Raw genomic sequence first — 24707 nt, forward strand, 5'->3', positions numbered from 1 at the left:
CGTCCGCTCCACGCTGCATGGAAGCAACGGAGCCCGAAGGCGTGAACGAAACCACCCGTCTGTCCCGCTACGCCCGCATCGGCGCGTTCCTGCTGCGCTATCGCAAGGCCGGCCTGTTCAGCGGGCTGGAACTGGACATCCAGGAGGCGGCGCTGGCGGACGAGGAAGATGCGTTCAGGCCGGGCCAGCCCAAGCAGTTCGTCGACGACCTGGAAGCGCTAGGGCCGACCTTCATCAAGGTGGGCCAGGCGCTGTCCACGCGTCCGGACATGGTGCCCGCGCCTTACATCGCCGAACTGGAACGGATGCAGGACGACGTCATGCCGGTGCCGGTGGACGAGATCCGCAAGATCGTCGAGGCCGAACTGGGCGCGCGCATCGGCACGTTGTTCGCCCGCTTCGACGACCGGCCGCTGGCCGCCGGCTCGGTCGCCCAGGTGCACGCGGCCACGCTGCGCGACGGCCGCGAAGTGGTGCTCAAGGTCCAGCGTCCGAACATCGCGCAGACCCTGCGCGAGGACCTGGCGATCCTGGAGAAGCTCGCCGGCGCGGCCGACCGCATGACCGACGTCGGCCGGCGTTATGGGTTTGTCGGCCTGGTCAACGAACTGCGCCACAGCCTGGCCAACGAGATCAACTTCGAGCTGGAGGCGGAGAACCTGCGCCGCTTCGCCGAGAACCTGCGCGGCTACGACACGCTCTACGTGCCCTTGCCGCTGGCCGACTTCACCACCACGCGCGTCCTGACCATGCAGCGCGTGCGCGGCATCAAGGTCACCCACATTCCCGCCTTGCGGCGCATCGAGCATCCGCTGCACGAGCAGGCGCGCGAACTGCTGCGCGCCTACCTCGACCAGGTGTTCCTGCACGGCCTGGTCCATGCGGACCCGCATCCGGGCAACGTGTTGCTGATGGAGGACCAGCGCCTGGCGCTGTTCGACCTGGGGATGGTGGTACGGCTGGTGCCGCGCACGCGCCAGTTGCTGCTCAAGCTGATGCTGGGCGCCATTTCCGGCAACGGCGATCAGGTCGGCGACATCAGCGAAACGATGGGCACCGCGCTGGAGGACTTCCGCCGCAATCTCTACCGGCGCCAGGTCGAGCAGCTGATCGCCAGCTACGTGGGCCTGCACAACTCGAGCCGGCAGTTTTCCGAGGGCCGGCTGGTGCTGGAGCTGGCCCGCGTGGGCGCTTCCTGCGGCCTGCGCCCGCCGGCGGAACTCTCCATCCTGGGCAAGACCCTGCTCAACCTCGAGGCGGTCACCAGCGCGCTCGATCCGACCATCGACACCCGTCGCGTCGTCGAGCAGCACCTGCAGCAGGTGCTCAGGCGACAGGCGCTGGGGACGCTGTCCCCGGCCAACCTGGCGACCGAGTGGCTGGACCTGCAGGAGCTGGCGCGGCACACCCCGCAGCATGTGGCCGCGATCCTGCGCACGCTGGCGCAAAATCGCCTGCGCGTGCGGGTGGACGGGCTGGAAGAGTCGCACATGATGGAAAGCCTGCAGAAGATCGCCAACCGGATCAGCACCGGAGTGATCGTCGCGGCCCTGGTGATCGGCGGCGCGCTGACCTCGCGCATGCACAGCGGCCCGATGCTGTTCGGGCTACCGATCCTGGCGGTGCTGTTCATCGCGGTGGCGACGGTGCTGGGGCTGAGCCTGGTGATCAGCGCGCTGCGCCGCGACGGCAAGGTGGAGCGGGCCGCCAACCGGCCGCCGGACTAGCGGGATCCCGCGCAGGAGGGGCTCGTCAAAACAACGAGCCCTGCGGCGAGGCCATGCGCGGCGGTTCGAAGCGCGAGCTATCCAGCTCGAGTTCGCGCGCGCGACCGAAACCGTGCCGGCGGCAAGCTACCTCGAAACGCCGCTTGAGCAGCTGTGCGAACACGCCTTGCCCGCGCATCCGCGTGCGGAAGTCGCTGTCGTAGTCGCGCCCGCCATTCATCTGCTGGACCAGACTCATCACGTGCTCGGCGCGCTGCGGCGCGTGCAGCGCAAGCCACTCGCGGAACAGCGTCTTCAGCTCGTAAGGCAGCCGCACCACGGTGTAGCCGGCACAGCGTGCCCCCGCCGCATGCGCCTGTTCCAGCACCGCTTCCATGTCGCGGTCGTTGAGCGCGGGGATGATCGGCGCGACCAGCACGCCGACCGGCACGCCGGCGCCGGCCAGCGCCGCGATCGCCTGGATGCGCCGGTGCGGCGCGCTGGCGCGAGGCTCCAGCTTGGCGGCCAGGTGGTTGTCCAGCGAATTGACCGAGATGAACACCTGTACCAACCGGTCGCGCGCCATGGCGGCCAGCACGTCCAGGTCGCGCTCGATCAATGCGTTCTTGGTGACGATGGTGCAAGGGTGGCGGCACTCGGCCAGCAGCTCCAGCGCGGCGCGGGTCAGCCGCCAGCGCTTTTCCACCGGCTGGTAGGGGTCGGTGTTGCTGCCGATGTTGATCGGGCTGGGCACGTAGCCACGTTTGCCCAGCTCCGCGCGCAGCACTTCGGCGAGGTTGCCCTTGGCACGCAGCCGCGTCTCGAAGTCGAGACCGGGCGAAAGATTGAGGTAGCTGTGCGAGGGCCGCGCGTAGCAGTAGATGCAGCCGTGCTCGCATCCGCGATAGGGGTTGATGGCCTGGTCGAAACCGATGTCCGGCGAATCGTTGCGACTGATCACGCTGCGAGCGCGTTCCTCGGTGACCTCGGTGCGGGGGCGCGGCGCGTCGACATCCAGCAGCAGGCTTTGCCAGCCATCGTCCTCGGCATGATGGCGTACGCTCTCGAACCGCCCTTCCGGATTGGAAGCGGCGCCCCGGCCCTTGATGGCGTGCGGCGGTAATTCGGACATCGGTCCAATCTAGCGCGCCGGCGTCTCAGGCGACGCGACCCCCACGCAGCCGTGCGCGGGCGAAGCTACACTCGGACGTCCAAACCTTGCGTCCACCAGGGAGATTTCCCATGTCCACGCTCCATCCGGTCCAGGCTGCCTTCGCCGACAAGGCGCGCATCGGCAAGGCCGACTACGAACGGTTGTACGCCGAGTCGGTGCGCGACCCCGAGGGCTTCTGGGCGAAGGTGGGCCAGCGGCTGGACTGGGCGAAGGCGCCCACGCAGGTGAAGGACGTGTCCTTCGATCCGGCCGACCTGCACATCCGCTGGTACGGCGACGGCACGCTCAACGTGGCAGCCAACTGCCTGGACCGTCACCTGGCCGAGCGCGGCGACAAGACCGCGATCATCTTCGAGGGCGACGATCCGAACGAATCGCGCCGGATCAGCTACCGCGAGCTGCACGCGGAAGTGTGCAAGTTCGCCAACACGTTGAAGCACCTGGGCGTGGCCAAGGGCGATCGCGTTGCGATCTACCTGCCGATGGTCCCGGAGGCGGCCATCGCGATGCTGGCCTGCGCCCGCATCGGCGCGATCCACTCGGTGGTGTTCGGCGGCTTCTCGCCCGATTCGCTGGCCGGGCGCATCGCCGACTCGCAGTGCCGGCTGGTGGTGACGGCCGACGAAGGCGTGCGCGGCGGCAAGAAGATCCCGCTGAAGGCGAACGTCGACGAGGCGCTGGAGCGCCCCGGCACCAGCAGCGTGGAGACGGTGGTGGTGGTGCGCCGCACCGGCGCCGCGGTGGCGATGCAGTCGCCGCGCGACCGCTACTGGCACGTGCTGATGGATGGCCAGAGCGCCGACTGTCCGGCCGAACCGGTGGAAGCCGAACACCCGCTGTTCATCCTCTACACCTCCGGTTCCACCGGCAAGCCCAAGGGCGTGCTGCATACCTGCGGCGGATACCTGGTGTTCGTCAGCTACACCCACGAATGCGTCTTCGACCTGCGCGAGGACGACGTCTACTGGTGCACGGCAGACGTGGGCTGGGTCACCGGCCACAGCTACGTGGTGTATGGCCCGCTCGCCAATGGCGCGACCACCGTGATGTTCGACGGCGTGCCGAACTATCCCGATTGCAGCCGCTTCTGGCAGGTGATCGACAAGCACAAAGTGACGTTGTTCTACACCGCGCCCACCGCGATCCGGGCGCTGATGCGCGAGGGCGAGGCGCCGGTGAAGACGACCTCGCGCGCCAGCCTGCGCCTGCTCGGCACGGTCGGCGAACCGATCAATCCAGAGGCCTGGGAGTGGTACTGGCGCGTGGTCGGCGATGAACGCTGCCCGGTGGTGGACACTTGGTGGCAGACCGAGACCGGCGGCATCCTGATCACCCCGCTGCCGGGTGCGACCGACGCCAAGCCCGGCTCGGCCACGCGGCCGTTCTTCGGCATCAAACCAGCGATCGTCGATGCCGGCGGACAGGTGCTGGAAGGTGCGGCCGAAGGCAACCTGTTGATCACCGATTCCTGGCCGGGCCAGATGCGCACGGTCTACGGCGACCACCAGCGGTTCATCGACACCTACTTCAGCGCCTACCCGGGGAACTACTTCACCGGCGATGGCGCGCGTCGCGACGCGGATGGCTATTACTGGATCACCGGACGCGTGGACGACGTGATCAACGTCTCGGGCCACCGCATCGGCACCGCCGAGGTCGAGAGCGCGCTGGTGGCGCATCCGAAGGTGGCGGAGGCGGCGGTCGTCGGATGCCCGCACGAGATCAAGGGCCAGGGCATCTACGCCTACGTCACCCTGGTCGCCGGCGAGGAGGGCAGTGAGGAGCTGCGCAAGGAGCTGGTGGCCTGGGTGCGCAAGGAGATCGGTCCGATCGCAACGCCCGATCACCTGCAATGGGCGCCGTCGCTGCCCAAGACGCGCTCGGGCAAGATCATGCGGCGCATCCTGCGCAAGATCGGCGAGAACCAGCCCGAGCAGCTGGGCGATATTTCCACCCTGGCCGACCCGAGCGTGGTGCAGAAGCTCGTGGACGAGCGGTTGGTCAGGTAGCTGTTCGCAGGAGCGCCTTGGCGCGACCGCCGGGAGCATGGTCGCGCCCAGGCTTTTGAATAGGTCGGTGGCTTCGTCGCGCCGCCGGCTGATGCTACCGTCCGTGGATGCCGATTCCGCCTACCGACGTCCCCGCCGTTGCGGCCCAGCTGGATGACGACTCGCTGCATGTGTGGCGGCTGTCCTACGATGCCGGCCACCGCCGCGCGCCCCTGGTGGCGCTGCTCGGCAGCTATCTCGGCGTGCCCCCCGATGCCGTCCAGCTGGTCGAAGGACCCCACGGGCGACCGCACCTCGCGCCCGCGCAGGCGGGCGCGCTGGATTTCAACTGGTCGCATAGCGGCGACTGCGCCCTGGTGGCCCTCGCGCGGCGCGTCGCGCCCGGGGTCGACGTGGAGCGCCTGCGCCCGCGACCCCGTGCACTGGAACTCGCGAGACGCTATTTCCAACCGGCCGAGGCTGCGTGGCTGGCCGCGCTACCGGTCGACCAGCGCGATGAAGCATTTCTCGCACTGTGGACGGCCAAGGAAGCCGTGCTGAAGGCGCTCGGACGTGGCCTGGCGTTCGGCCTGCACCGGCTGGGAATCGGCCTGGACGCCGGCAGTCCGGAACTGCTGCAGCTGGCGGACGAGGACGCCGACGCCTGGCAATTGCATTCGCTGGACGCAGGTCCCGGATACCGGGCGGCCATCGCGTGGCGAGGTCCGCCCCGCGGCATCCGGCAATGGGTACTTGCCGACGCCGGTTGATCGGCGCAGTGTTTCCGGTCCCTGGTTCCCTTAACGGCGTCCATGACCCTGCTCAGCGTCAACCTCAACAAGATCGCCGTGTTGCGCAACTCCCGCGGCGGCACCGAACCGGACATCCTGCGCGCCGCGCATACCTGCATCGAAGCAGGCTGCGGCGGCATCACCGTGCACCCGCGGCCCGACCTGCGCCACGTGCGCCCCGACGACGTGCGCGCACTGGCCACGATGCTGCGCGGCAAGGTCGAGTACAACATCGAAGGCAATCCGTTCGCGCCCGCCCGGGGCCCGTATCCGGGACTGGTCGCGCTGGCCCGCGAGGTACGCCCAGCGCAGGTCACGCTGGTGCCCGACAGCGACGGCCAGATCACCTCCGACCATGGTTTCGACCTCGCCGCCGACTGCGAACGGCTGCGGCCACTGGTGGCGGAGCTGCGCGAGATCGGTTGCCGGGTGAGCCTGTTCGTGGACGCGGGAACTCGAGGCTTCGAAAAGGCGGTGGCGCTCGGTGTCGAGCGCATCGAGATCTACACCGGCCCTTATGCCGAAGCGTTCGCCGAAGGCGACGCCCGGAATGCCCTGGCCGCCTGCGCGGACACCGCGCGGCGGGCGCAGCAGGCGGGGTTGGCGGTCAACGCCGGACACGATCTCAACCAGGCCAATCTGGGCGGCTTCAAGGCAGCCATTCCGGGCCTGGCCGAAGTATCGATCGGGCATGCCCTGATCGGCGAGGCGTTGTACGACGGGCTGGCGCCGACGGTGCGACGGTATCTTCAAATCCTGCGCTGAGCGCTCGTGGCTTTCCGTCGGGCGCGCTTCGGCCCTACCGTCGGTATTCGTTAGCGTGCGATGGCTGCAGCCGCTCTACGTCCTCGCGGCAGCTCCACGCCGGGCATGCGCTTTTCCAAAAGCAAAACCCCCGCTTGCGCGGGGGTCTGCCGGTAGCGTTGATCCGCCTGAGATCATTGCCCTTCGGTGAAGCCGATCTTGGTCAAACCGTAGCTCTTGGCGTCGGCCAGCACCCGGGCGACCGACTCGTAAGCCACGCCGTCATCCGCATTGATCTGGATTTCCGGCTGGTTGGTCTGCTGGGCGATGACCGCCATCTGTGCCTTCAGGCCCAGCTCGTCGACCGGCGTGTCGTTCCAGTACAACGCGCCGGCGCGATCGATCTTGAGCCGGATCGGCTCAAGCGGATTTTCCGGCTGGACGATGTTGGGGTTCGGCTGCGGCAGATCGATCTTCACCTTGTGGGTGAGCATCGGCGCCGTGATCATGAAGATGATCAAGAGCACCAGCATCACGTCGACCAGCGGCGTGACGTTGATGTCGGCCATCGGGCCGCTGGTGTTTCCGGAACTGAAAGCCATCGTCCTACTCCTTGCCGGTCGTCATGAAACCGACATGGACCATGCCTGCTGCCTTCGCGTCGGTAAGGATCTTGCGGACGTACTTGTACTCCGTGTCCTTGTCCGCGCGAAGCTGGATTTCCGGCTGCGGCGTCTTGGACGCCGCCACCGCGAACTGTGCCTTCAACTCCGCCTCGGTCACCTCGGCGTCGTTGAGGTACATCGATCCATCCTGCTTCAGGGCCACATCCATGGGTTCAACGTAACCGGTATCGGGCGCCTTGGGATTGGCGTTCGGCAACGGCACGATGATCCGGTGCGACATCAGCGGCGCGGTGATCATGAAGATGATCAGCAGCACCAGCATCACGTCGACCAGCGGCGTGACGTTGATTTCCGACATCGGGCCGCCGGAATTGCCTCCGGTACTCATTGCCATGGGTCAAGCCTCACTTCTGGGTCGGCGCCACGCCTTCGACACGCGAACCGGTGGCGAAGAAGTCGTGCAGGTCGTGCGCAAACTCGTCGAACTGCGCGTAGGTCATGCGGTTCGAGCGGTTGAAGAAGTTGTACGCGAGCACGGCCGGGATCGCGGTGAACAGACCGAACGCGGTCATGATCAGCGCCTCACCCACCGGACCGGCCACCGCTTCCATCGAGGCGTTGCCCGACGCGGAGATCTTGATCAGCGCGTGGTAGATGCCCCACACGGTACCGAGCAGACCGATGAACGGTGCGGACGAACCGACGGTCGCGAGCAGCGTCATGCCACCTTCCAGGCGCAGGCTCTCGCGGGCGACGGCCTGGCGCAGGGCGCGGTCGATGAACTCCGAGCGGCTCAGCGACTCGGCCAGGCGACCACCACCGACGGCAGCCGCGGTGGCCTGCTGGTGATGGGCGACCGCCGAGGCGGCGTCCAGCGCGATCTTCGAGAAGGGTTCGCCCTTGGGCTGGGCTTCCAGCTCACGGATCGCTTCCTGCGTCGAGGCGGTGTTCCAGAAATTGGAGATCACCTTCTCGGCGCGCGAGCGGACCATCGCGTTGCGGATCGCGTTGGCGATGATGAAGTACCACGATGCGAAGGACATCACCACGAGCGTGATGAACACGATCCAGCCGAGCGGATCGAAGTTGTGGATCAGGTCCCCGAAGCCCATGTGCTTCATGGCTTCGGCGTTCGAGGTGCCGCCTTGGGTCGGTGCAGTTTGTAGGAACATCATGACGCTACCTTTAGAGATGTCAGGCGTGAACTGGTGGACTGTAACCTTCGGTTACAGCTGGTTGAGATTCCAGGCGACGGGAACGCGAACGTAGCCTTCGGTCTTCTGACCATTCTTGATGGCCGGATTGAAGCGCCATTTCCTGGCCGCTTCAATCGCCGCGCGATCCAGCTCGCGATAGCCACTGGAGGTCTCGACCTTGATGTCCTTGGGGCTACCGTCCGTGCCCACCAGGATCAACAGCGTAGTCGTGCCCTCGTGACGCTGGCGGATCGCCTGCGGCGGATAGCGGGGCTGAATGCGGTTGTTGTAGCTGATGTCCTGGCTGGCCGTGATATCCGAAGGCGGCGCCGGGGGAGCCGGCGGCGCCGGCGGCGGGGCCGGGATCGGATTGGTCGTCGCTTCTTCCACGGCCGGCGGCGGAGCCGGCGGCGGCGGGGTCGGCGGCGGCGTCACCTGCTGGATGATTTTCGGCGGCGGCTGCTTCGGCGGTTCCGGCGGCGGCGGCGGCGGCGGGGGCGGCGGCGGCGGCGGCTCGATGAAGTTCACCTGGACGATGCGCTCTTTCTTCGCCTGATCCTGCTTCGGAGGCGCCGGCGGCGCGATCAGCAGCAGGAATGCAAACGAATGCAGCGCGATGGCAACAGCCAACGCCCAGGTGCGCCTCCAACTGAACGGCGCGCGGCCGGTTTCTTCGTTACTCGAGGCCATCTGTCACTTTCTGGAGCTAGTCAATCGGGAAAGGCGGGGTCGCAGCACCGAACGGCAAATCTCGACCCAACAGGGTGACATCTGCCACTGGACATTGCGCGGGAAAAGGGTTCTCAACGGTACAACAGGCCATGGCGTTTGTATAGCACCCGTGAGGCCGCCAAATGGACGTCCATCCGGCCTCGCGGGTGCGCTCGCCCGAGCCCTTACTTGCCGGCTCCTGCCTGCTTCAGCCAGGCCTTTGCCTTGGCGGCGGTCTCCGGGTCCTGCGCCGCCTGCTTCATGGCGGTGATGGCGCCCGGCTTGTTCTTGAGCCCGCGCTCGGCCTCGGCCAGCATCATGTAGGCCGTGCCCTTGTGCTGCACGCCCTTGTCGATGGCCTGCTTGATCAGGGTCCTGGCGTCGCTGTATTTCTGCTGGCCCAGCAACAGCTGGCCGGCGCGCAGCGCAGCCTCGCCGTCATTGGCCATCGGGATCGCCTTCTTGTATGCGGCGATCGCCTTGGACTCGTCACCGGCGATATAGGCGGCATCGCCAAGCAACTTCTGGTTGTCGTAGCTGGAGGACACCACGCCCTTGGCCATGCCGTCTTCGAGCGCAGCCTCGGCCTTTTTCGCGCTCGGCTTGGGGTCCTCGCTGTTCTGGCCGGTGATCAAATAGAGCTTGGCCAGGTTCACGTACTGCTTTTCGTCCTTCAGGTTGCCGCTGGCGCGCACCTTCTCCATCAGGTCGATGGCTTCCGGATATTTCTGCGCCTGCATCAGCACGGCCACCGCATTGTTCATGGCGGTTGCGTCGTTCGGGTTTGCCGCCAGCTGCTGCTGGGCGAGCTGCGCGGCCTGGTCGGCCTGGCCCGACTCGGAGTAGGCCGCCATCAGGATCTGGTTCCACGAACTCTCCGGCTTGTCGGTCATCGACATCGCCTTCTTCATCGCGGTGACCGCCTCGGGATACTTCTCCAGACGGTAGTAAGCGTTGCCTTCGAGGGCGTAGGACTCGGCGGTCTCACGCCTGCCCTCGGTGCGCCACTTCTCGACGGTGTCGATCGACTGCTGGTACTGCTCGTCGGCGAGGTAGAACTGGGCCAGTTCGTACTCGAGCTGGAAGAAGGTGTCGTTCGGCAGCACGCCGATGTCCAGCGCCTGCTTGAGCGAGGTGATGGCGCCCTTCAGGTCGCCGTCGTTGTACTTGAGGTTGGCGATGCCCTGCAGCGCGAGCGACTTGGCGTACTTGCTGTCGGCGTCCTGGGCAAGCGGCTGCAGCAACTGCATCGCCTTGGCCTTGTCGCCGGCGTTGACCGCTTCGAGACCGTCGTTGAGCGTCTTCTGCTCTTTCTCGCTCTTGAGGTCGAGCTTGGGCTCCTCGCGGGTGGCATTCGGATAGAGCGCCTGCTTGGTGTCCTTTGAAGCCTGGTCGCCATGACGGTCACGAGCGATCGCCGGGCTGCTGATCAGCGCGAACGCGAGCGCGGTGCCGCTCAACAGCTTGAGGAAGGGAACATGCTTCATGGCAGTCCTCATGTAAGGTTTTTCGCACAAGCAGTGCGGGGGATCGTTGAGCGTACCGCGAGCAGGCAGGCGATAACAAGTCGCACTGCCGCATGGAAGCCCTAGGCAAATCAATAGCTTGCGGCTACCTTGCCATGCCGGATGAAAAATTTCCGGCAAATTCATGTCATGACGGGGAAAGGGTCGGCGCTACCGATCGAAGCGCGCCCGCGTCCCCCCGCGTGTTCCAACGCATTATCACGCTAATTGACGCGGCCGAAGAAAACGCCGCCGCGCGGAACGCGGCAGCGTCGGGGTCAGATGTCCAGGTTGGCGACCTTGAGCGCGTTCGCCTCGATGAAGTCGCGGCGCGGTTCGACCGCCTCCCCCATCAGCATCGAGAACATCTGGTCGGCGGCGATCGCATCCTCGACGCCTACCTGCAGCATGCGCCGGGTTTCCGGATTGACGGTGGTCTCCCACAGCTGTTCCGGATTCATTTCGCCCAGACCCTTGAAGCGCTGGATGCTGCGGCCCTTTTTGGCCTCGTCCAGCAACCAGGCGCGGGCTTCGGCGAAGGAAAGGACGCCGCGCGAGGCATTGCCCCGCCGCGCCACCGCCTCGGGCTGGATCAGGCCGGCCAGCTGCTGGCTGACGGTCAGGATGGGACGGAACTCCGCGCTGGCGAAGAACGGTTGCGGCAACAGCCACGTGTGCGACAGGCCGTGCTGCTCGCGCACCACCTCGATCGCGGCCGGCTGCTGTTCGTGCGCCGGGCGCAGGGCCAGCCGGTAGCGCGGCTTGCCCAGGCCACTGGCTGCCAGGCGCCCGGACAGTACCTCCAGCCAGCCCTGCATCGCCAGCTCGTCCGTCCACAATGCCGGGCCGAGCGGCGGATGCTCGAGCATGGCCGACAGCACGTTCGCGTCGAAGCGATGACCCAGCCGCTGGATCTGGTCGAGCGCCGCCTGATAGTCGCGCAGCAGCTTTTCCAGCCGCTCGCCGTTGATGGCCGGCGCATGCGGATCGGCCACCAATTCGGCACCGTCCACGGCGCTGGAAATCAGGTAGGCGTTGAGCGCCGCATCGTCCTTCAGGTAAAGCTCCTGCTTGCCCTGCTTGAGCTTGTACAGCGGCGGCAGGCCGATGTAGACGTGGCCGCGCTCGATCAGCTCGGGCATCTGGCGGTAGAAAAAGGTCAGGAGCAGCGTGCGGATGTGCGAGCCGTCCACGTCCGCATCGGTCATGATGATGATGTGGTGGTAGCGCAACTTGTCCGGGTTGTACTCCTCCTTGCCGATGCCGGTGCCCAGCGCGGTGATCAGGGTGCCGACCTCGGCCGAGGACAGCATCTTGTCGAAACGCGCCTTCTCGACGTTGAGGATCTTGCCCTTCAGCGGCAGCACCGCCTGGGTCTTGCGGTTGCGGCCCTGCTTGGCCGAGCCACCGGCCGAGTCACCCTCGACCAGGAACAGCTCGCACAGCGCCGGGTCCTTTTCCTGGCAATCGGCCAGCTTTCCGGGCAGGCCGGCGATGTCCAGCGCACCCTTGCGGCGCGTCATCTCGCGCGCCTTGCGGGCGGCCTCGCGGGCGCGCGCCGCGTCGACCACCTTCGAGGCGATCGACTTGGCTTCGTTCGGGTGCTCCAGCAGGAATTCGCCCAGCTTCTCGTTGACCGCCTGCTCGACCGCCGTCTTGACCTCGGAGGAAACCAGCTTGTCCTTGGTCTGCGAGGAGAACTTCGGGTCGGGCACCTTTACCGACAACACCGCGATCAGGCCCTCGCGCATGTCGTCGCCTGACAGCGTGACCTTGGCGTTCTTGGCCAGCCCTTCTTTCTCGATGTAGTTCTGCAGCGAGCGGGTCAGCGCCGCGCGGAAGCCGGTCAGGTGGGTGCCACCGTCGCGCTGCGGGATGTTGTTGGTGAAGCAGAACATCGTCTCCTGGTAGGAGTCGGTCCACTGCATCGCCAGTTCGATCGTAATCCCGTCCTGCTCGGCGGACAGGCTGATCACGTTCGGATGCAACGCGGTCTTCAACTGCGCCAGATGCTGCACGAAGGAGCGGATGCCGCCCTCGTAGGCGTAGGTATCGTGGCGACCTTCGCCTCGCTCGTCCTTCAGGTCGATGGTGACGCCCGAGTTCAGAAACGCCAGCTCGCGCAGGCGCTTGGCCAGCACGTCGTAATGGAACTCGATGTTGGAGAACGTCTCCGTGCTGGGCAGGAAGCGCACGATGGTGCCGCGGCGAGTGGAGTCACCCACTTCCTTCAACGGGTACAGCGGTTCGCCCAGCGAGTATTCCTGCTGATATTCCTTGCCATCGCGGTGGATGGTCAGCCACAGGTGCGAGGACAACGCATTGACCACCGAGACGCCCACGCCATGCAGGCCGCCGGACACCTTGTACGAGTTGGCGTCGAACTTGCCGCCGGCATGCAGCACGGTCATCACCACTTCGGCGGTGGAGCGACCCTCCTCCGGGTGGATATCCACCGGGATGCCGCGGCCGTTGTCGCTGACGCTGACCGAGCCGTCATCGAGGATGGTGACGATAACGTGGTCGCAGTAACCGGCGAGGGCTTCGTCGATCGCGTTATCGACCACCTCGAACACCATATGGTGCAGGCCGGTACCGTCATCCGTATCGCCGATGTACATGCCCGGGCGCTTGCGCACCGCTTCCAGGCCTTTAAGAACCTTGATGTTGCTCGAATCGTAGGATGCGTTCATGCCCTGCCCGTTGCTGCGCTGCCCGGCCATCCGACGAGCGTCGGCGCGGGAAAAGCCATCCAACAATTATAGCAGAGGGCGGATTTGACCCTGTTCCACGTGGAACATGCGGTGCGAACGAGACTGGAGGGAGACGGGGCATTCGGTCCCCGTGACCAGGACCTGGGCGCCAACGGCAGCCAGGCGCTCGACGACCGCAGCCTGGTGTGCCAGATCGAGTTCCGAGGCAAGGTCGTCCAGACAGACGACCGGCCATTCGCCGCGGCATTCGGCATGAAGCTCGGCCTGGGCCAACAGGCAGGTGAGTGCCGTCAGCTTTTCCTGACCTCGTGAGAGGTGCTCACGCAGTGGCGCCTGTTCGAACGCGAGCGACCAGTCAGCGCGATGGACACCTGCGGTCGTATGACCTCGCGCAAGATCCCTTCCCCGCTGTTCGGCCAGCACGTCGGCGAGCCCCATGTCCTCGGTCCAGCCTCTGCGGTACCGCAGATCGACGGGCCCGAGTTCGGGCAGCAGCGAGGCCGCACTGATTCTAAGTATCGGCAACAAGCGCCCGAAATACGTTTGGCGATAGTCATCGATGGCGGCCGCCATTTCGCCCAATTCGCGCTCCCACGGTACGTAGAGTTCGTCCGGGCCGGAGGCTCCCGCGCGCAGCAGGGCGTTGCGTTGTTTCAGGGCGCGCTGATATCGACGCCATGCGCCGAGGAAGCCATGTTCCACGTGGAACACGCCCCAATCGAGGAAGCGTCTGCGCTCTTCGGCCGCGCCAGCAATGAGCGCGTGGGATCCGGGCTCGAAGCACACCACTGCGCACGCCTGCACAAGCAAACCCAGCGGCACGCTTTCCCCATCCAGCCGGGCCTCCCAGCGTGCGCCTTCCCGCCCCAGCCCCAGGCGCCGCCGGATGTCGCCGCACCCAAGCGCTTCCGCGAAAACGGCGAGCGACGAGGAACCGCGCTGCGTCAGCGCCTCGCGGGCGCCGCTACGGAACGAGCGACCATGTGACAAAAGATAGGCCGCCTCGAGCACGCTGGTTTTCCCGGCACCGTTGGCTCCGACGAAGAGGTGGATGCCCTCGCCCAACTCCACCGAGACGTCGGTCAGGCAGCGCAGGCCCTGGATGCGCAGACGCTCGAACTTCACATGGCACCCCACAACGAACAACGCCGGAGCGTCTCGCGGCGGCTCCGGCGTTGCAGGGCGACCTTGCGTCGTCCGACCGTCATGCGGTCAGAGCCGCAAAGGCATGATCACGTGGCGCGAAAGGTCGTTGTCGTCCTCCTGCACCAGACAGCTGGATTGGGCGTCACGCAAATTCAGGCGAGCGCGCTCGCCCTTCAGCGCAGCCAGTGCATCGAGCAGGTAGCCCACGTTGAAGCCCACGGCGAGATCCGAAACCATCGTATCGGCTTCGACTTCCTCGACCGCTTCTTCCTGCTCCGGGTTATGCGCCACGATCCGCAGCTTGCCAGGGGAAAGCTCGAGCTTCACGCCGCGGTATTTCTCGTTTGACAAGATGGCCGCACGCTGCAGCGCACCGCGCAGCACCTCCCGATCCAGCGTCGCGCGCTTGTCGGCTCCCAGCGGGATCACCGCCTCGTAATCCGGGAACCGCCCATCGATCAGCTTGGACGTGAACACCACATCGCCGCGGCGCACGCGCAGATGATTGCGGCCGAACTCCAGTTCCACCTGCCCGTCGCCGGTTTCGAACAAACCGACCAGTTCGTTCACGCCCTTGCGCGGAATGATGATCTGACGCCGCGCTGCGACCTTGCTCTCGAGCTTGGTCTCCTTGAGCGCCAGGCGATGGCCATCGGTGGCCACGCATCGAAGCGTGTGCTCCTGCAGGTCCAACAGCATGCCGTTCAAGTAATAGCGAACGTCCTGGTTGGCCATTGCGAAGGCCGTGCGCTCCATCAGGTCGCGCAGCACCTCTTCGGGCAGGCTGACGCGTTCGACCAGCTCGATCTCGTCGATGGTCGGAAACTCGCTGGCCGGCAGCGTGGCCAGGGTGAAACGGCTGCGCCCGGCGGTCATGGCGACGCGGTCGCCGTTGAGCTTGAGGTCGATCCGCACGCCATCGGGCAATGCGCGCACGATGTCGAACAGCTTGCGGGCGGGGATGGTGACCTCGCCATCGCCCAGCTGTTCCGCGGCCGTGGTAGCGACCATCTCTACTTCGAGGTCCGTGCCCGTCAGCGACACGCGACCATCGCCGACCTTCACGAGCAGGTTGGCCAGAACCGGCAAGGTCTGCCGCCGTTCGACCACGCCCACCACCTGCTGCAGCGGCTTGAGCAACGCTTCTCGTTGGATGCTGAATTGCATGAGTGGGCTTCCCCTAACTGCTGTTCTGTTTTTTTAAAAGAAGTACGGTAGTAGTAGTTGGCGCGGTGGATATCTTTTATTTACCGTCTTTCCCTTATGATTCAAGGGATTGCACGTTTTTTTGCCTGTGCCCAACCGTGCTGGCCGGTTGTGGGTCGATTGTGGATAAATTCAGGCGCCGAGTCATCCACCTATTATCCACAGCTTGACCCATGGGTTTTCAAGCGCTTAGCCGGTCAGCACGCGGATGAGCTGCTCCCAGTCCTGCCGCATGCGTGCGTCGGTCTCGCACAGCTTCCTTATGGTGCGGCAGGCGTGCAGGACGGTGGTGTGGTCGCGCCCGCCGAACGCCTCGCCGATCTCCGGCAGGCTGTGCTCGGTGAGCTCCTTGGACAGCGCCATCGCGATCTGCCGCGGCCGCGCCAGCGAACGCACGCGTCGCTTGGACAACAGATCCTGCAGGCGCACGTTGAAATACTCGGCGGTGATCTTCTGGATGTTGGGCACCGTCACCGCCTGGGCGTGGGTGGCCAGCAGGTCGCGCAGGGTTTCCTCGGCAAAATCGGTGGTGATGGGCTTGCCGTAGAAGTTCGCGCGCGCGGCGAGCGTGTTGAGTGCGCCTTCCAGGTCGCGCACGTTGGAGCGGATGCGCTTGGCCAGCAGCATCGCCACGTTCTCGCTCACCGCCACGCCCTTGTCCTGTGCCTTGGACAGCAGGATCGCCGCGCGCGTCTCGAAGTCCGGCGGCTCGATCGCCACCGACAGACCCCAGCCCAGGCGCGACTTCAGTCGCGGCTCGAGCTTGTCCACTTCCTTCGGGTAACGGTCGCAGGTCAGGATGATCTGCTGCTTGGATTCGAACAACGCGTTGAAGGTATGGAAAAACTCCTCCTGCGTGGTGTCCTTGCCGGCGAAGAACTGGATGTCATCGATCAGCAAGGCGTCGACCGAACGGAAGCGCTGTTTGAACTGGTCCATGTTCTTGGTGCGCAGCGCCTCGATCATGGCGCCGACGAACTGTTCCGAGCGCAGGTACAGCACCTTGCAGCTGGCGTTGCGCTCGCGCATCAGGTTGCCTGCCGCATGCATCAGGTGGGTCTTGCCCAGACCGGTGCCGCCGTAGAGCAGCAGCGGGTTGTAGGCGCGGCCTGGGTTCATCGCCACCTGCATGGCGGCGGCCTTGCCCAGCTGGTTCGACTTGCCCTCGACGAAGGTCTCGAAGGTGTAGTGGGGATCCAGGTTGTGCGGAAAAACCGGCGCGGGCGCAGCCGCTTCCACGGCGGCGACCTTGGGTGCGGCGGCGGGCCGCGCGGGGCGCGGCGAGCTGGAGCCAACCTCGATGCGCACCGGGCAATCGCGCCCGGCCAACTGCCCCAGCACCGTCTCGATCCGCGCAAGGAATCGCTCGCGCACCGTTTCCAGCGTGTACGGGTTGGGCGCGAACAGCTGCACGCCGGCGTCATCCTCGCGAGCCTGCAGCGGCATGAGCCAGGTATGCAGCTCCTCGGCGCTCAGCTCGCTTTCCAGACGCTCAAGGCAGCGCCGCCACAAATCACTCATTGGGATAATTCTTGACCGACGAAGGGGCGCCCGGAAGCGCAGGGTGGACCGGCAAGTCTAGCAGCCAACCCCCAGCATATCCCCAGCGATGTCCACAGGCCGCATCAGGGCGGTTTGACAGCGCCTCCACACAGGCTCCATAATTTCCAACCTTTTTGTCGACTTATCTTCTGGAGCTAAAGCCATGAAGCGGACCTTCCAGCCGAGCAAGCTCAAGCGCGCCCGCACCCACGGCTTCCGTGCCCGCATGGCGACCGCCGACGGCCGCAAGATCCTCAACGCCCGTCGTGCCAAGGGTCGCAAGCGCCTGATCCCGTAAGCGGCGTCACCGTCATGCCTGCCGCCGGCCTGCCGCGCGACGCGCGGGTTCGCCGTGCCGGCGACTTCGCCGCCTTGCGTCAAGCCAGCGGCCGCCTCGGCGGCCGCTGTTTTTCTGTGCGCTGGCGTCCGAACGGGCTCGACCACGCCCGACTCGGCCTGGCCATATCCAAGCGTGTGTCCAAGCGCGCGGTCGAGCGCAACCGGATCAAACGCCTGGTGCGCGAATCGTTCCGCCGCGCCCGCCTCGAACTGCCGCCGATCGACCTGGTCGTGATGGCACGCGAAGCGGCTGCCGCCGTGCCCGGCGCCGAACTGCTGGTCGAACTCGACGCCCTGTGGCGCCGGCTGCCGCCGTTGAAGCCCATCGAAGGCACCGGCACAATCGCGTGTTGACCTCCTTTTTCTCCTGTCCCTCCGCGGCTCAAGCTCGCGGTGCCACCGGAATTGCCCCGCGATGAACCAGACGCGTACGTTTCTCCTGTTTGCCCTGATGGCCGTGGCCTATCTCTTGTGGATGGCCTGGGAGAAGGACTACGCACCGGCCCCGGCGCCGACCGCCCCAGTGGCCGCGGCCAGCACGAACCTGCCGGCGGACAACACCGTGCCTGGCGCCGGCGCCGCCACCCCGGCGATCGCCAGCGGCGCCCCGACCAGCGTCGCCGCCGGCCAGCTGATCACCATCAGCAATGACGTGCTGCGCCTGACCATCGATACCCGCGGCGGCAGCGTGGTACGTGCCGACCTGCTCGCCTACCCGGCCGAGCCGGTCACCCGCAAGCATCCCGAGCAGCCGCCGGTGCGCCTGCTGGCCGACACGCCGGACAAGTACTTCGTCGCCCAGAGCGGCCTGGTCAGCGCCACCGGTCCGGCGCCGGACCACCGTGCGCTGTTCCAGTCGGCGCAAGCGCACTCCGAACTGGCCAACGGCATGCCGCAGGTCAAGGTCGACCTGACCTGGCAACAGGATGGCATCAAGGTCACCAAGACCTACACGCTCAAGCGTGGCCAGTACGTGGTCGAACTCGACCAGCGCATCGACAACACCGGCAGCACGCCCTGGCAGGGCAGCGCCTACGAGCAGCTGCAGCGTGCGCCGCGCCAGGAGCACACCAGCTGGCTGCAGAACATGACCGATCCCTCGGCCGCCAGCTTCTTCGGCGCTGGCTGGTACAGCCCCGAGGATCACTTCCAGTCGCTGAAGTTCGAGAAGTTCCAGGAAGACGCGCTGCAGCAGTCCTTCGCCGGCGGCTGGGCCGCGATGCTTCAGCACTATTTCTTCGCTGCGTGGATTCCGCCCGCGCAACAGAAGGCCACCTACAGCACCGACGTGGTCAATGCTGGCGGCGACCATCCGACTTACCTGATCCGCGCCGTCAGCCCCGCGCTGACCGTGGCGCCGGGCCAGAACCAGACCACCGGCGCGCGCCTGTACATCGGTCCGAAGCTGGTCGGCACGCTCGATTCGGTGGCCCCGGGCCTGGCGCTGGCCACCAACTACGGCGTGTTCACCGTGATCGCCCAACCGATGCACGCGCTGCTGTCGTGGCTGGAGAAGGTCAGCGGCAACTGGGGCGTGGCGATCATCCTGCTGGTGCTGATCATCAAGGGCCTGACCTGGAAGCTCACCGCCGCGCAGTACCGCTCCAGCGCCAAGATGCGCAAGTTGCAGCCGCGCGTAAGCGCGCTGAAGGAGCGCTACGGCGACGACAAGCAGAAGATGCAGATGGCGATGATGGAGCTGTACAAGAAGGAGAAGGTCAATCCGATGACCGGCTGCCTTCCGGTGCTGATCACCATCCCGATCTTCTATGGCCTGTACGAAGTGCTGCGCGAGAGCGTGGAGCTGCGCCAGGCGCCGTTCGTCGGCTGGATCCACGACCTGTCCGCGCCCGATCCGTTCTTCGTGCTGCCGGCGGTCTACACGCTGGTGATGCTGGGCCAGCAGTACCTGATGCCGGCCACGGGCATGGACCCGACGCAGGCGAAGATGATGAAGTTCATGCCGCTGATCTTCGCGGTGCTGTTCGCCTTCTTCCCCGCCGGCCTGTGCCTGTACTACGTGGTCAACGGCATGGTCAGCCTGGGCCAGCAGTGGTACATCACGCACAAGGTGGAGAACGCCGAGGTCAAGGCGAAGGCCTGAGTCAGGGTCTGGATGCATGGTGGGCTTCGGCCCGCCTTGCTCTCGCACCTTCCCGCGGCTTGCGGTGAGCTCAAGCCCACCCTACGGTTCCCGCCATGACCGACACCGACACCATCGCCGCGATCGCCAGCGCCCCCGGCGCGGCCGGCATCGGCGTGGTGCGCGTGTCGGGCCCGCGCGTGCCGGCCATCGCGCAGGCGCTGCTTGGCCGTGCTCCCGACCCGCGCCACGCGCACCTGGCCGCGTTCCACGAGGGTGACGGCACACTGATCGACCGGGGCCTGCTGCTGCACTTCCCGGCGCCGCATTCCTACACCGGCGAGCACGTGCTCGAACTGCAGGGCCACGGCAGTGTCGTGCTGCTGGATCTGTTGCTGAAACGCCTGTGCGCGCTTGGCGCGCGGCTGGCGCGACCGGGTGAGTTCACCGAGCGGGCGTTTCTCAACGGCAAGCTGGATCTCGCCCAGGCCGAGGCGGTGGCCGACCTCATTGCTGCGCGATCCGAAGCCGGCGCGCGTGCCGCCTTGCATTCGCTGGATGGCGCGTTCTCGCGACGCGTGCACGCGTCGCTCGATGCGCTGGTCGCGTTGCGCGTGCATGTGGAGGCCGCGATCGATTTTCCGGAAGAGGAGATCGATTTCCTTGCCGACCCGGCCATCACATCCCAGCTCGAAGCGCTGCGCGCACAGCTGGCTGAACTGCTGGTCGAGACCCGACGAGGCGTGCGCCTGGCCGACGGTCTCAACGTCGCGATCGTCGGCCGGCCCAACGCGGGCAAGTCCAGCTTGCTCAATGCGCTGGCGCAGAGCGAGCGCGCCATTGTCACGCCCATCGCCGGCACCACCCGGGACGTGCTGCGCGAGACCGTGAGCCTGGATGGCGCAGTGCTGGAACTGGCCGACACGGCCGGCCTGCGCCACACCGAGGACGAGGTCGAACGCGAAGGCGTACGCCGCGCCCGCGCGGAACTGGTCCGTGCCGACCTCGTGCTGCTGGTCACCGACACGGCGCATGCCAGCGCCGACCTTGGCCTGCTCGACGAATTGCCAGCGGCCGTCGCGCGCCTGGTCGTCGTCAACAAGATCGACCTCGATGCACTGCCGCCGCGCGCGGAAACGCGCGCCGGTCTGTTGCATCTATGGATCTCGGCCCGGACCGGCGAAGGCCTCGACCTGCTGCGCGCGGAACTGAAGACCCGCGCCGGCCTGGGCGGCGGCGAAGGCGCCTTCAGCGCCCGCCGTCGGCACGTGGCGGCGCTCGAAAGCGTCCAGGGCCATCTCGACCACGCCGCGGCGGCACTGGCCGCCAATCGCGCCGGCGAACTCGCCGCCGAGGACCTGCGCCATGCCCAGCACGCGCTGGGCGAGATCACCGGCAGCTACACCAGCGACGATCTCCTCGGCGCGATCTTCGGCAGCTTCTGCATCGGCAAGTAGCGCGGCACCAGCGGTGAACATCGCCGGCAGCCCGGACCGCCGCGCCGCGCCGGAGCGCACGGTTCGCTATCGACCGAGGAAGGCGTCCAGCTCCCGCCCGCGCGGCATGCCTTGCTGCGCGCCCAGCCGCGTCACCGCCAAGGCGGCTGCGGCACAGGCCTTGCGCACGGCCTGTGGCAGGCCTTCGTGCAGGAAGACCGCCAACGCGGCGTTGAAGGTGTCGCCGGCCCCGGTGCTGTCGACCACCTCGACCTCGAAACTGGATTGATGGGCCGGCTCGCCCTGCTCGCGGTACCACGCGCCTTCGCTGCCGCGGGTAAGCACTACCGGGCATGGCGCACGGCTCATCAACGCGTGGAAATCTTCCGCCGGATCGGCACCGAGCAACACCGCAAGCTCGTGCTGGTTGGGCGTGACGTAACGCGCCATGGCAAGCCACTCGCTCGGCAGCGGTCGGGCCGGCGCCGGGTTGAGGATCACGGGCACGCCCAGCCGGTGCCCCAGGCGCAGGGTCGCTTCGATGGCATCCAGCGGGATCTCCATCTGCACCAGCACGACGTCCGCGTGTGCGACGACTTCGCGCGCGGCCTCGACGTGCGCCGGCGTGACACCGGCATTGGCCGCCGGCACCACCACGATCTGGTTCTCGCCGCCGGCGATCGTGATCGAAGCGGTGCCGCTGGCCTCATCGGCCAGCCGGTGCACGTGCGCAAGGTCGACGCCTTCCTGGCGCAGGCCGGCGTGCAGCTGATCGCCGAAGGCGTCGCGGCCCAGCGCGCCGACCAGCGCCACCGCGGCCCCGAGCCGCGCCGCCGCCACCGCCTGGTTGGCGCCCTTGCCTCCGGGCACGGTCACGAAGCCCGTGCCGAGCAGCGTCTCGCCCGGTTGCGGGAACCGCGGTGCCTGGGTCACCAGGTCCATGTTGATGCTGCCGATGACGACGATGCGGCGGGTCATGCGGTTTCCTTCCGGGACAATGTCCGAAGCATAGCGGCCGATGCGCGCCTGATAGCGCCGGCATCGTCTCGGGGTGCCAGGCTGGGACCGGCCGTCGTAGCTGGTCAGGTCGACACCTGTTGACGGCCGCTCCTGCGCCGGCATGCGAGCATGCCTCCATGACCTTGCCAGATCACTCGCAGCCACCGCTCACGGACTCACGCACCTCGCTGCATCGGGTCGTCCGACTGGTCGCCCTGTTCAACCTCGCCTACTTCGGCGTCGAGTTCGCGGTCGCGCTTGCGATCGGTTCGGTCTCGCTGTTCGCCGACAGCATCGACTTCCTCGAGGACGCGTCGGTCAATCTGCTGATCTTCCTGGCGCTGGGCTGGTCGCCCATGGCCCGGGCGCGCGTGGGCATGGCGCTGGCGACGATCCTGCTGGTGCCGGCGCTGGCGTTGCTGTGGGCGCTGTGGCGCAAGCTGCAGTTGCCGGTGCCGCCCGCGCCCCTGCCGCTGTCGGTCACGGGCCTGGGCGCACTGGCCGTGAACCTGGCCTGCGCGTTGCTGCTGGCGCGCTTTCGCCACCACGCCGGCAGCCTCACCCGGGCGGCGTTCCTGTCGGCACGCAACGACGCGTTCGCCAACGTGGCGATCGTGCTGGCCGGCGGGGTGACGGCGTGGACCGGCTCGGTGTGGCCGGATGTCGTCGTCGGGCTTGGGATTGCCGCGATGAACGCGAACGCCGCGCGCGAAGTGTGGGAGGCGGCTCGCGGTGAACATCGCCAGGCGCAGGCGTAGCCGGCGCGAGGTGGGCTTCAGCTCACCGGCGGTGATGACGGAAGGGTGAGCGGATCAGTGCGCGTGGCCGATGCCCGAGTCGCCCTGCTCCAGCGGCGGCGGCGTGCCGGCCACGGCGAGCAGCGATTGCGCGTAACCGTCTTCCATGCTGATCGTGGACACCTCGTCCCAGGCGAAGAACGAGGCCTCGCGCAACCACTCGGCGTCGGGGCTGATCTCCTGCAGGGTGAAGCCGTCCTCTTCCACGCCGACCAGCCGGCCGATGTAGCAAACCTCGGCCTCGTCCTCGCTGTCTACGTGTACGCCGATCACCGGCGCCACGCGACCGGCGGCCTGGACCACCTCGCGGATCGAGTCCAGCGGGAAGCCGCGCGGCGTGCGCGGCAGCAGCTGCTTGAGCCTGAGCGCCTTCTCCATGAAGTCGTGGTGCTTGTCCGGCGCCTCCAGCTCGGAGATGTCGCGATGGCGCATCACGTACATGCCGTCGTAGGTGATGCCGTCGCCGACCACCCACAGCAGCAGGAACTCGCGGCCGACGCCGCCCACGTAGCCGCAGAAGCTGCCGTGCTCCAGTTCGGCACGCCACAGCCGGACCAGGTGCTGGTTCTGCTGCGCCTCGCGCAGTTGCGCGCGCTGGCCGGTGGTTTTGAGTTCAATGACCTTGCCCATGACAGGAATTTTACCAGACGGGTCTCTGCAGCTTGTTTAGAGGATGTAACGGCTCAGGTCCTGGTCCTTCACGAGAGATCCCAGGTTCTTGTCCACCTGTTCGGCGTCGATCAGGTACTTTTCGCCGGACTTGTCCGCGGCCTCGAACGAAATTTTCTCCAGCAGGCGTTCCATGACGGTGTGCAGGCGGCGGGCGCCAATGTTCTCGGTACGCTCGTTCACCTGGCAGGCGACCTCGGCCAGGCGGTCGATCCCCGACTCGGTGAACTCGATCGCCACGCCTTCGGTCCTCAGCAGCGCCACGTACTGCTTGGTGAGTGCGTTATGCGGCTCGCGAAGGATGCGCTTGAAGTCGTCGATCGACAGCGCCGAAAGCTCGACGCGGATCGGCAGACGCCCCTGCAGCTCCGGAATCAGGTCCGACGGCTTGGACAGCGAGAACGCGCCCGAGGCGATGAACAGCATGTGGTCGGTCTTGATCGGCCCGTATTTGGTCGACACGGTCGAGCCCTCCACCAGCGGCAAGAGGTCGCGCTGCACGCCCTCGCGCGAGACGCCTGCGCCGCCCCACTCGGAGCGCTGCGCAACCTTGTCGATCTCGTCGATGAAGACGATGCCGTTCTGCTCGGCGGCCTCGACCGCCTCCGCGCGGATCTCTTCCTCGTTGACCAGCTTGCCGGCCTCTTCCTCCACCAGCAGCGGGCGGGCCGCCCTGATCGGCAGCTTGCGCGACTGCGTGCGTGCGCCGCCGAGGTTCTGGAACATCTGGCGCAGCTGCTGGCCCATCTCCTCCATGCCCGGCGGGGACATGATTTCCACGCCCACGTTCATGGCGAAGTCCAGCTCGATCTCGCGGTCGTCCAGCGCGCCCTCGCGCAGCTGCTTGCGCAGCTTCTGCCGGGTGTCGCTGTCGGCGGAAGACACGGTGAGGTCGTGCGACCAGTCGGCGGCGGTCTGTCGGCGCGGCAGCAGCGCATCGAGGATGCGGTCCTCGGCGCGGTCCTCGGCGTGCGAGCGCACGCGCTTGGTCGCCTGCTCGCGGGTGAGCTTGTAGGCCACGTCGGCCAGGTCGCGGATGATCGACTCGACGTCCTTGCCGACGTAGCCCACCTCGGTGAATTTGGTCGCCTCGACCTTCACGAACGGCGCGTTGGCCAGCGTGGCCAGGCGGCGCGCGATCTCGGTCTTGCCCACGCCGGTGGGGCCGATCATCAGGATGTTCTTGGGCGTGACCTCGTTGCGCATCTCAGGGTCCAGCTGCATGCGGCGCCAGCGGTTGCGCAGCGCGATGGCGACGGCGCGCTTGGCGTCGTTCTGGCCGATGATGAAACGGTCGAGTTCGTTGACGATTTCGCGGGGAGTGAGTTCAGACAT

General features: G+C 66.7%; 22 protein-coding genes. 9 read left to right on the top strand and 13 right to left on the bottom strand.

Annotation, left to right across the window (positions count from 1 at the left end):
• The first annotated feature begins 41 nt into the window (after window positions 1-41).
• A complete protein-coding gene (locus ACFWZ1_RS00400; RefSeq protein WP_231322568.1) occupies window positions 42-1727 on the top strand; it encodes an ABC1 kinase family protein in 1686 nt (561 codons plus the stop codon).
• A 25-nt stretch (window positions 1728-1752) separates the two neighbouring features.
• On the opposite strand, the gene ACFWZ1_RS00405 is transcribed toward ACFWZ1_RS00400, so the two are convergent.
• The gene (locus ACFWZ1_RS00405; RefSeq protein WP_439665039.1) at window positions 1753-2838 is read right to left on the bottom strand and encodes a PA0069 family radical SAM protein; all 1086 of its coding nucleotides are present in this window, start codon (window positions 2836-2838) and stop codon (window positions 1753-1755) included.
• 110 nt (window positions 2839-2948) lie between these two features.
• Between ACFWZ1_RS00405 and acs the strand changes: the two genes are divergently transcribed.
• From acs to ACFWZ1_RS00420, 3 genes are all read left to right on the top strand, one after another.
• Window positions 2949-4889: an acetate--CoA ligase gene (gene acs / locus ACFWZ1_RS00410; RefSeq protein ID WP_439665040.1), complete on the top strand. Its 1941-nt coding sequence runs from the start codon at window positions 2949-2951 to the stop codon at window positions 4887-4889.
• 107 nt (window positions 4890-4996) lie between these two features.
• Window positions 4997-5638, top strand: a complete 642-nt coding sequence (locus ACFWZ1_RS00415; RefSeq protein WP_439665041.1) for a 4'-phosphopantetheinyl transferase family protein — start codon at window positions 4997-4999, stop codon at window positions 5636-5638.
• Between the two features lie 42 nt (window positions 5639-5680).
• A complete protein-coding gene (locus tag ACFWZ1_RS00420) occupies window positions 5681-6424 on the top strand; it encodes a pyridoxine 5'-phosphate synthase (RefSeq protein WP_439665042.1) in 744 nt (247 codons plus the stop codon).
• 173 nt (window positions 6425-6597) lie between these two features.
• Here ACFWZ1_RS00420 and ACFWZ1_RS00425 read toward each other — a convergent pair whose 3' ends face one another.
• The 9 genes from ACFWZ1_RS00425 to dnaA all read right to left on the bottom strand — a co-directional run bounded on the left by ACFWZ1_RS00425 (window position 6598) and on the right by dnaA (window position 17028).
• Window positions 6598-7005, bottom strand: coding sequence for an ExbD/TolR family protein (locus ACFWZ1_RS00425; RefSeq protein ID WP_231322578.1), 408 nt, complete (start codon window positions 7003-7005; stop codon window positions 6598-6600).
• 4 nt (window positions 7006-7009) lie between these two features.
• Window positions 7010-7423 (bottom strand): ExbD/TolR family protein, encoded by a 414-nt coding sequence (locus ACFWZ1_RS00430; RefSeq protein ID WP_231322580.1) that lies wholly within the window; start codon window positions 7421-7423, stop codon window positions 7010-7012.
• A 10-nt stretch (window positions 7424-7433) separates the two neighbouring features.
• Window positions 7434-8201, bottom strand: a complete 768-nt coding sequence (locus ACFWZ1_RS00435; RefSeq protein WP_231326085.1) for a MotA/TolQ/ExbB proton channel family protein — start codon at window positions 8199-8201, stop codon at window positions 7434-7436.
• 54 nt (window positions 8202-8255) lie between these two features.
• Window positions 8256-8915 (bottom strand): energy transducer TonB, encoded by a 660-nt coding sequence (locus ACFWZ1_RS00440; protein WP_231322583.1) that lies wholly within the window; start codon window positions 8913-8915, stop codon window positions 8256-8258.
• A 206-nt stretch (window positions 8916-9121) separates the two neighbouring features.
• Window positions 9122-10423, bottom strand: a complete 1302-nt coding sequence (locus ACFWZ1_RS00445) for a tetratricopeptide repeat protein (RefSeq protein ID WP_439665043.1) — start codon at window positions 10421-10423, stop codon at window positions 9122-9124.
• A 296-nt stretch (window positions 10424-10719) separates the two neighbouring features.
• Window positions 10720-13134, bottom strand: a complete 2415-nt coding sequence (gyrB, locus tag ACFWZ1_RS00450) for a DNA topoisomerase (ATP-hydrolyzing) subunit B (RefSeq protein ID WP_231322588.1) — start codon at window positions 13132-13134, stop codon at window positions 10720-10722.
• Window positions 13135-13200: 66 nt separating this feature from the next.
• On the bottom strand, window positions 13201-14280 hold the full coding sequence (gene recF / locus ACFWZ1_RS00455; protein ID WP_439665044.1) for a DNA replication/repair protein RecF: 1080 nt from the start codon (window positions 14278-14280) through the stop codon (window positions 13201-13203).
• Window positions 14281-14367: 87 nt separating this feature from the next.
• Window positions 14368-15468, bottom strand: coding sequence for a DNA polymerase III subunit beta (dnaN, locus tag ACFWZ1_RS00460; RefSeq protein WP_439665045.1), 1101 nt, complete (start codon window positions 15466-15468; stop codon window positions 14368-14370).
• A 228-nt stretch (window positions 15469-15696) separates the two neighbouring features.
• A complete protein-coding gene (dnaA, locus tag ACFWZ1_RS00465; RefSeq protein ID WP_439665046.1) occupies window positions 15697-17028 on the bottom strand; it encodes a chromosomal replication initiator protein DnaA in 1332 nt (443 codons plus the stop codon).
• A 184-nt stretch (window positions 17029-17212) separates the two neighbouring features.
• Here dnaA and rpmH point away from each other — a divergent pair, with 184 nt between their 5' ends.
• The 4 genes from rpmH to mnmE all read left to right on the top strand — a co-directional run bounded on the left by rpmH (window position 17213) and on the right by mnmE (window position 20928).
• Window positions 17213-17347, top strand: a complete 135-nt coding sequence (gene rpmH / locus ACFWZ1_RS00470) for a 50S ribosomal protein L34 (RefSeq protein WP_008211413.1) — start codon at window positions 17213-17215, stop codon at window positions 17345-17347.
• Between the two features lie 14 nt (window positions 17348-17361).
• A complete protein-coding gene (gene rnpA / locus ACFWZ1_RS00475; protein ID WP_231322595.1) occupies window positions 17362-17742 on the top strand; it encodes a ribonuclease P protein component in 381 nt (126 codons plus the stop codon).
• A 61-nt stretch (window positions 17743-17803) separates the two neighbouring features.
• Complete coding sequence (yidC, locus tag ACFWZ1_RS00480; protein ID WP_439665047.1) at window positions 17804-19492, top strand: membrane protein insertase YidC; 1689 nt, start codon at window positions 17804-17806, stop codon at window positions 19490-19492.
• A 95-nt stretch (window positions 19493-19587) separates the two neighbouring features.
• Window positions 19588-20928 carry a tRNA uridine-5-carboxymethylaminomethyl(34) synthesis GTPase MnmE gene (mnmE, locus tag ACFWZ1_RS00485; protein ID WP_439665048.1) on the top strand — a complete coding sequence of 447 codons (1341 nt, stop codon included), beginning with the start codon at window positions 19588-19590 and terminating at the stop codon, window positions 20926-20928.
• Window positions 20929-20994: 66 nt separating this feature from the next.
• Here the strand turns inward: mnmE and rbsK are convergent, their stop codons facing one another.
• A complete protein-coding gene (gene rbsK, locus ACFWZ1_RS00490; protein WP_439665049.1) occupies window positions 20995-21885 on the bottom strand; it encodes a ribokinase in 891 nt (296 codons plus the stop codon).
• Window positions 21886-22043: 158 nt separating this feature from the next.
• On the opposite strand from rbsK, the gene ACFWZ1_RS00495 reads away from it, so the two are divergent.
• Window positions 22044-22664, top strand: a complete 621-nt coding sequence (locus ACFWZ1_RS00495) for a cation transporter (RefSeq protein WP_439665050.1) — start codon at window positions 22044-22046, stop codon at window positions 22662-22664.
• Window positions 22665-22718: 54 nt separating this feature from the next.
• Here the strand turns inward: ACFWZ1_RS00495 and ACFWZ1_RS00500 are convergent, their stop codons facing one another.
• Entirely contained in the window at window positions 22719-23333 is a 615-nt protein-coding gene (locus ACFWZ1_RS00500; RefSeq protein WP_231322606.1) for a hypothetical protein, read from the bottom strand.
• A 36-nt stretch (window positions 23334-23369) separates the two neighbouring features.
• Complete coding sequence (gene hslU, locus ACFWZ1_RS00505) at window positions 23370-24707, bottom strand: ATP-dependent protease ATPase subunit HslU (RefSeq protein ID WP_231322609.1); 1338 nt, start codon at window positions 24705-24707, stop codon at window positions 23370-23372.

Source organism: Frateuria sp. GZRe14 (assembly GCF_051900395.1).
Taxonomy (GTDB): Bacteria; Pseudomonadota; Gammaproteobacteria; order Xanthomonadales; family Rhodanobacteraceae; genus Frateuria_A; species Frateuria_A edaphi.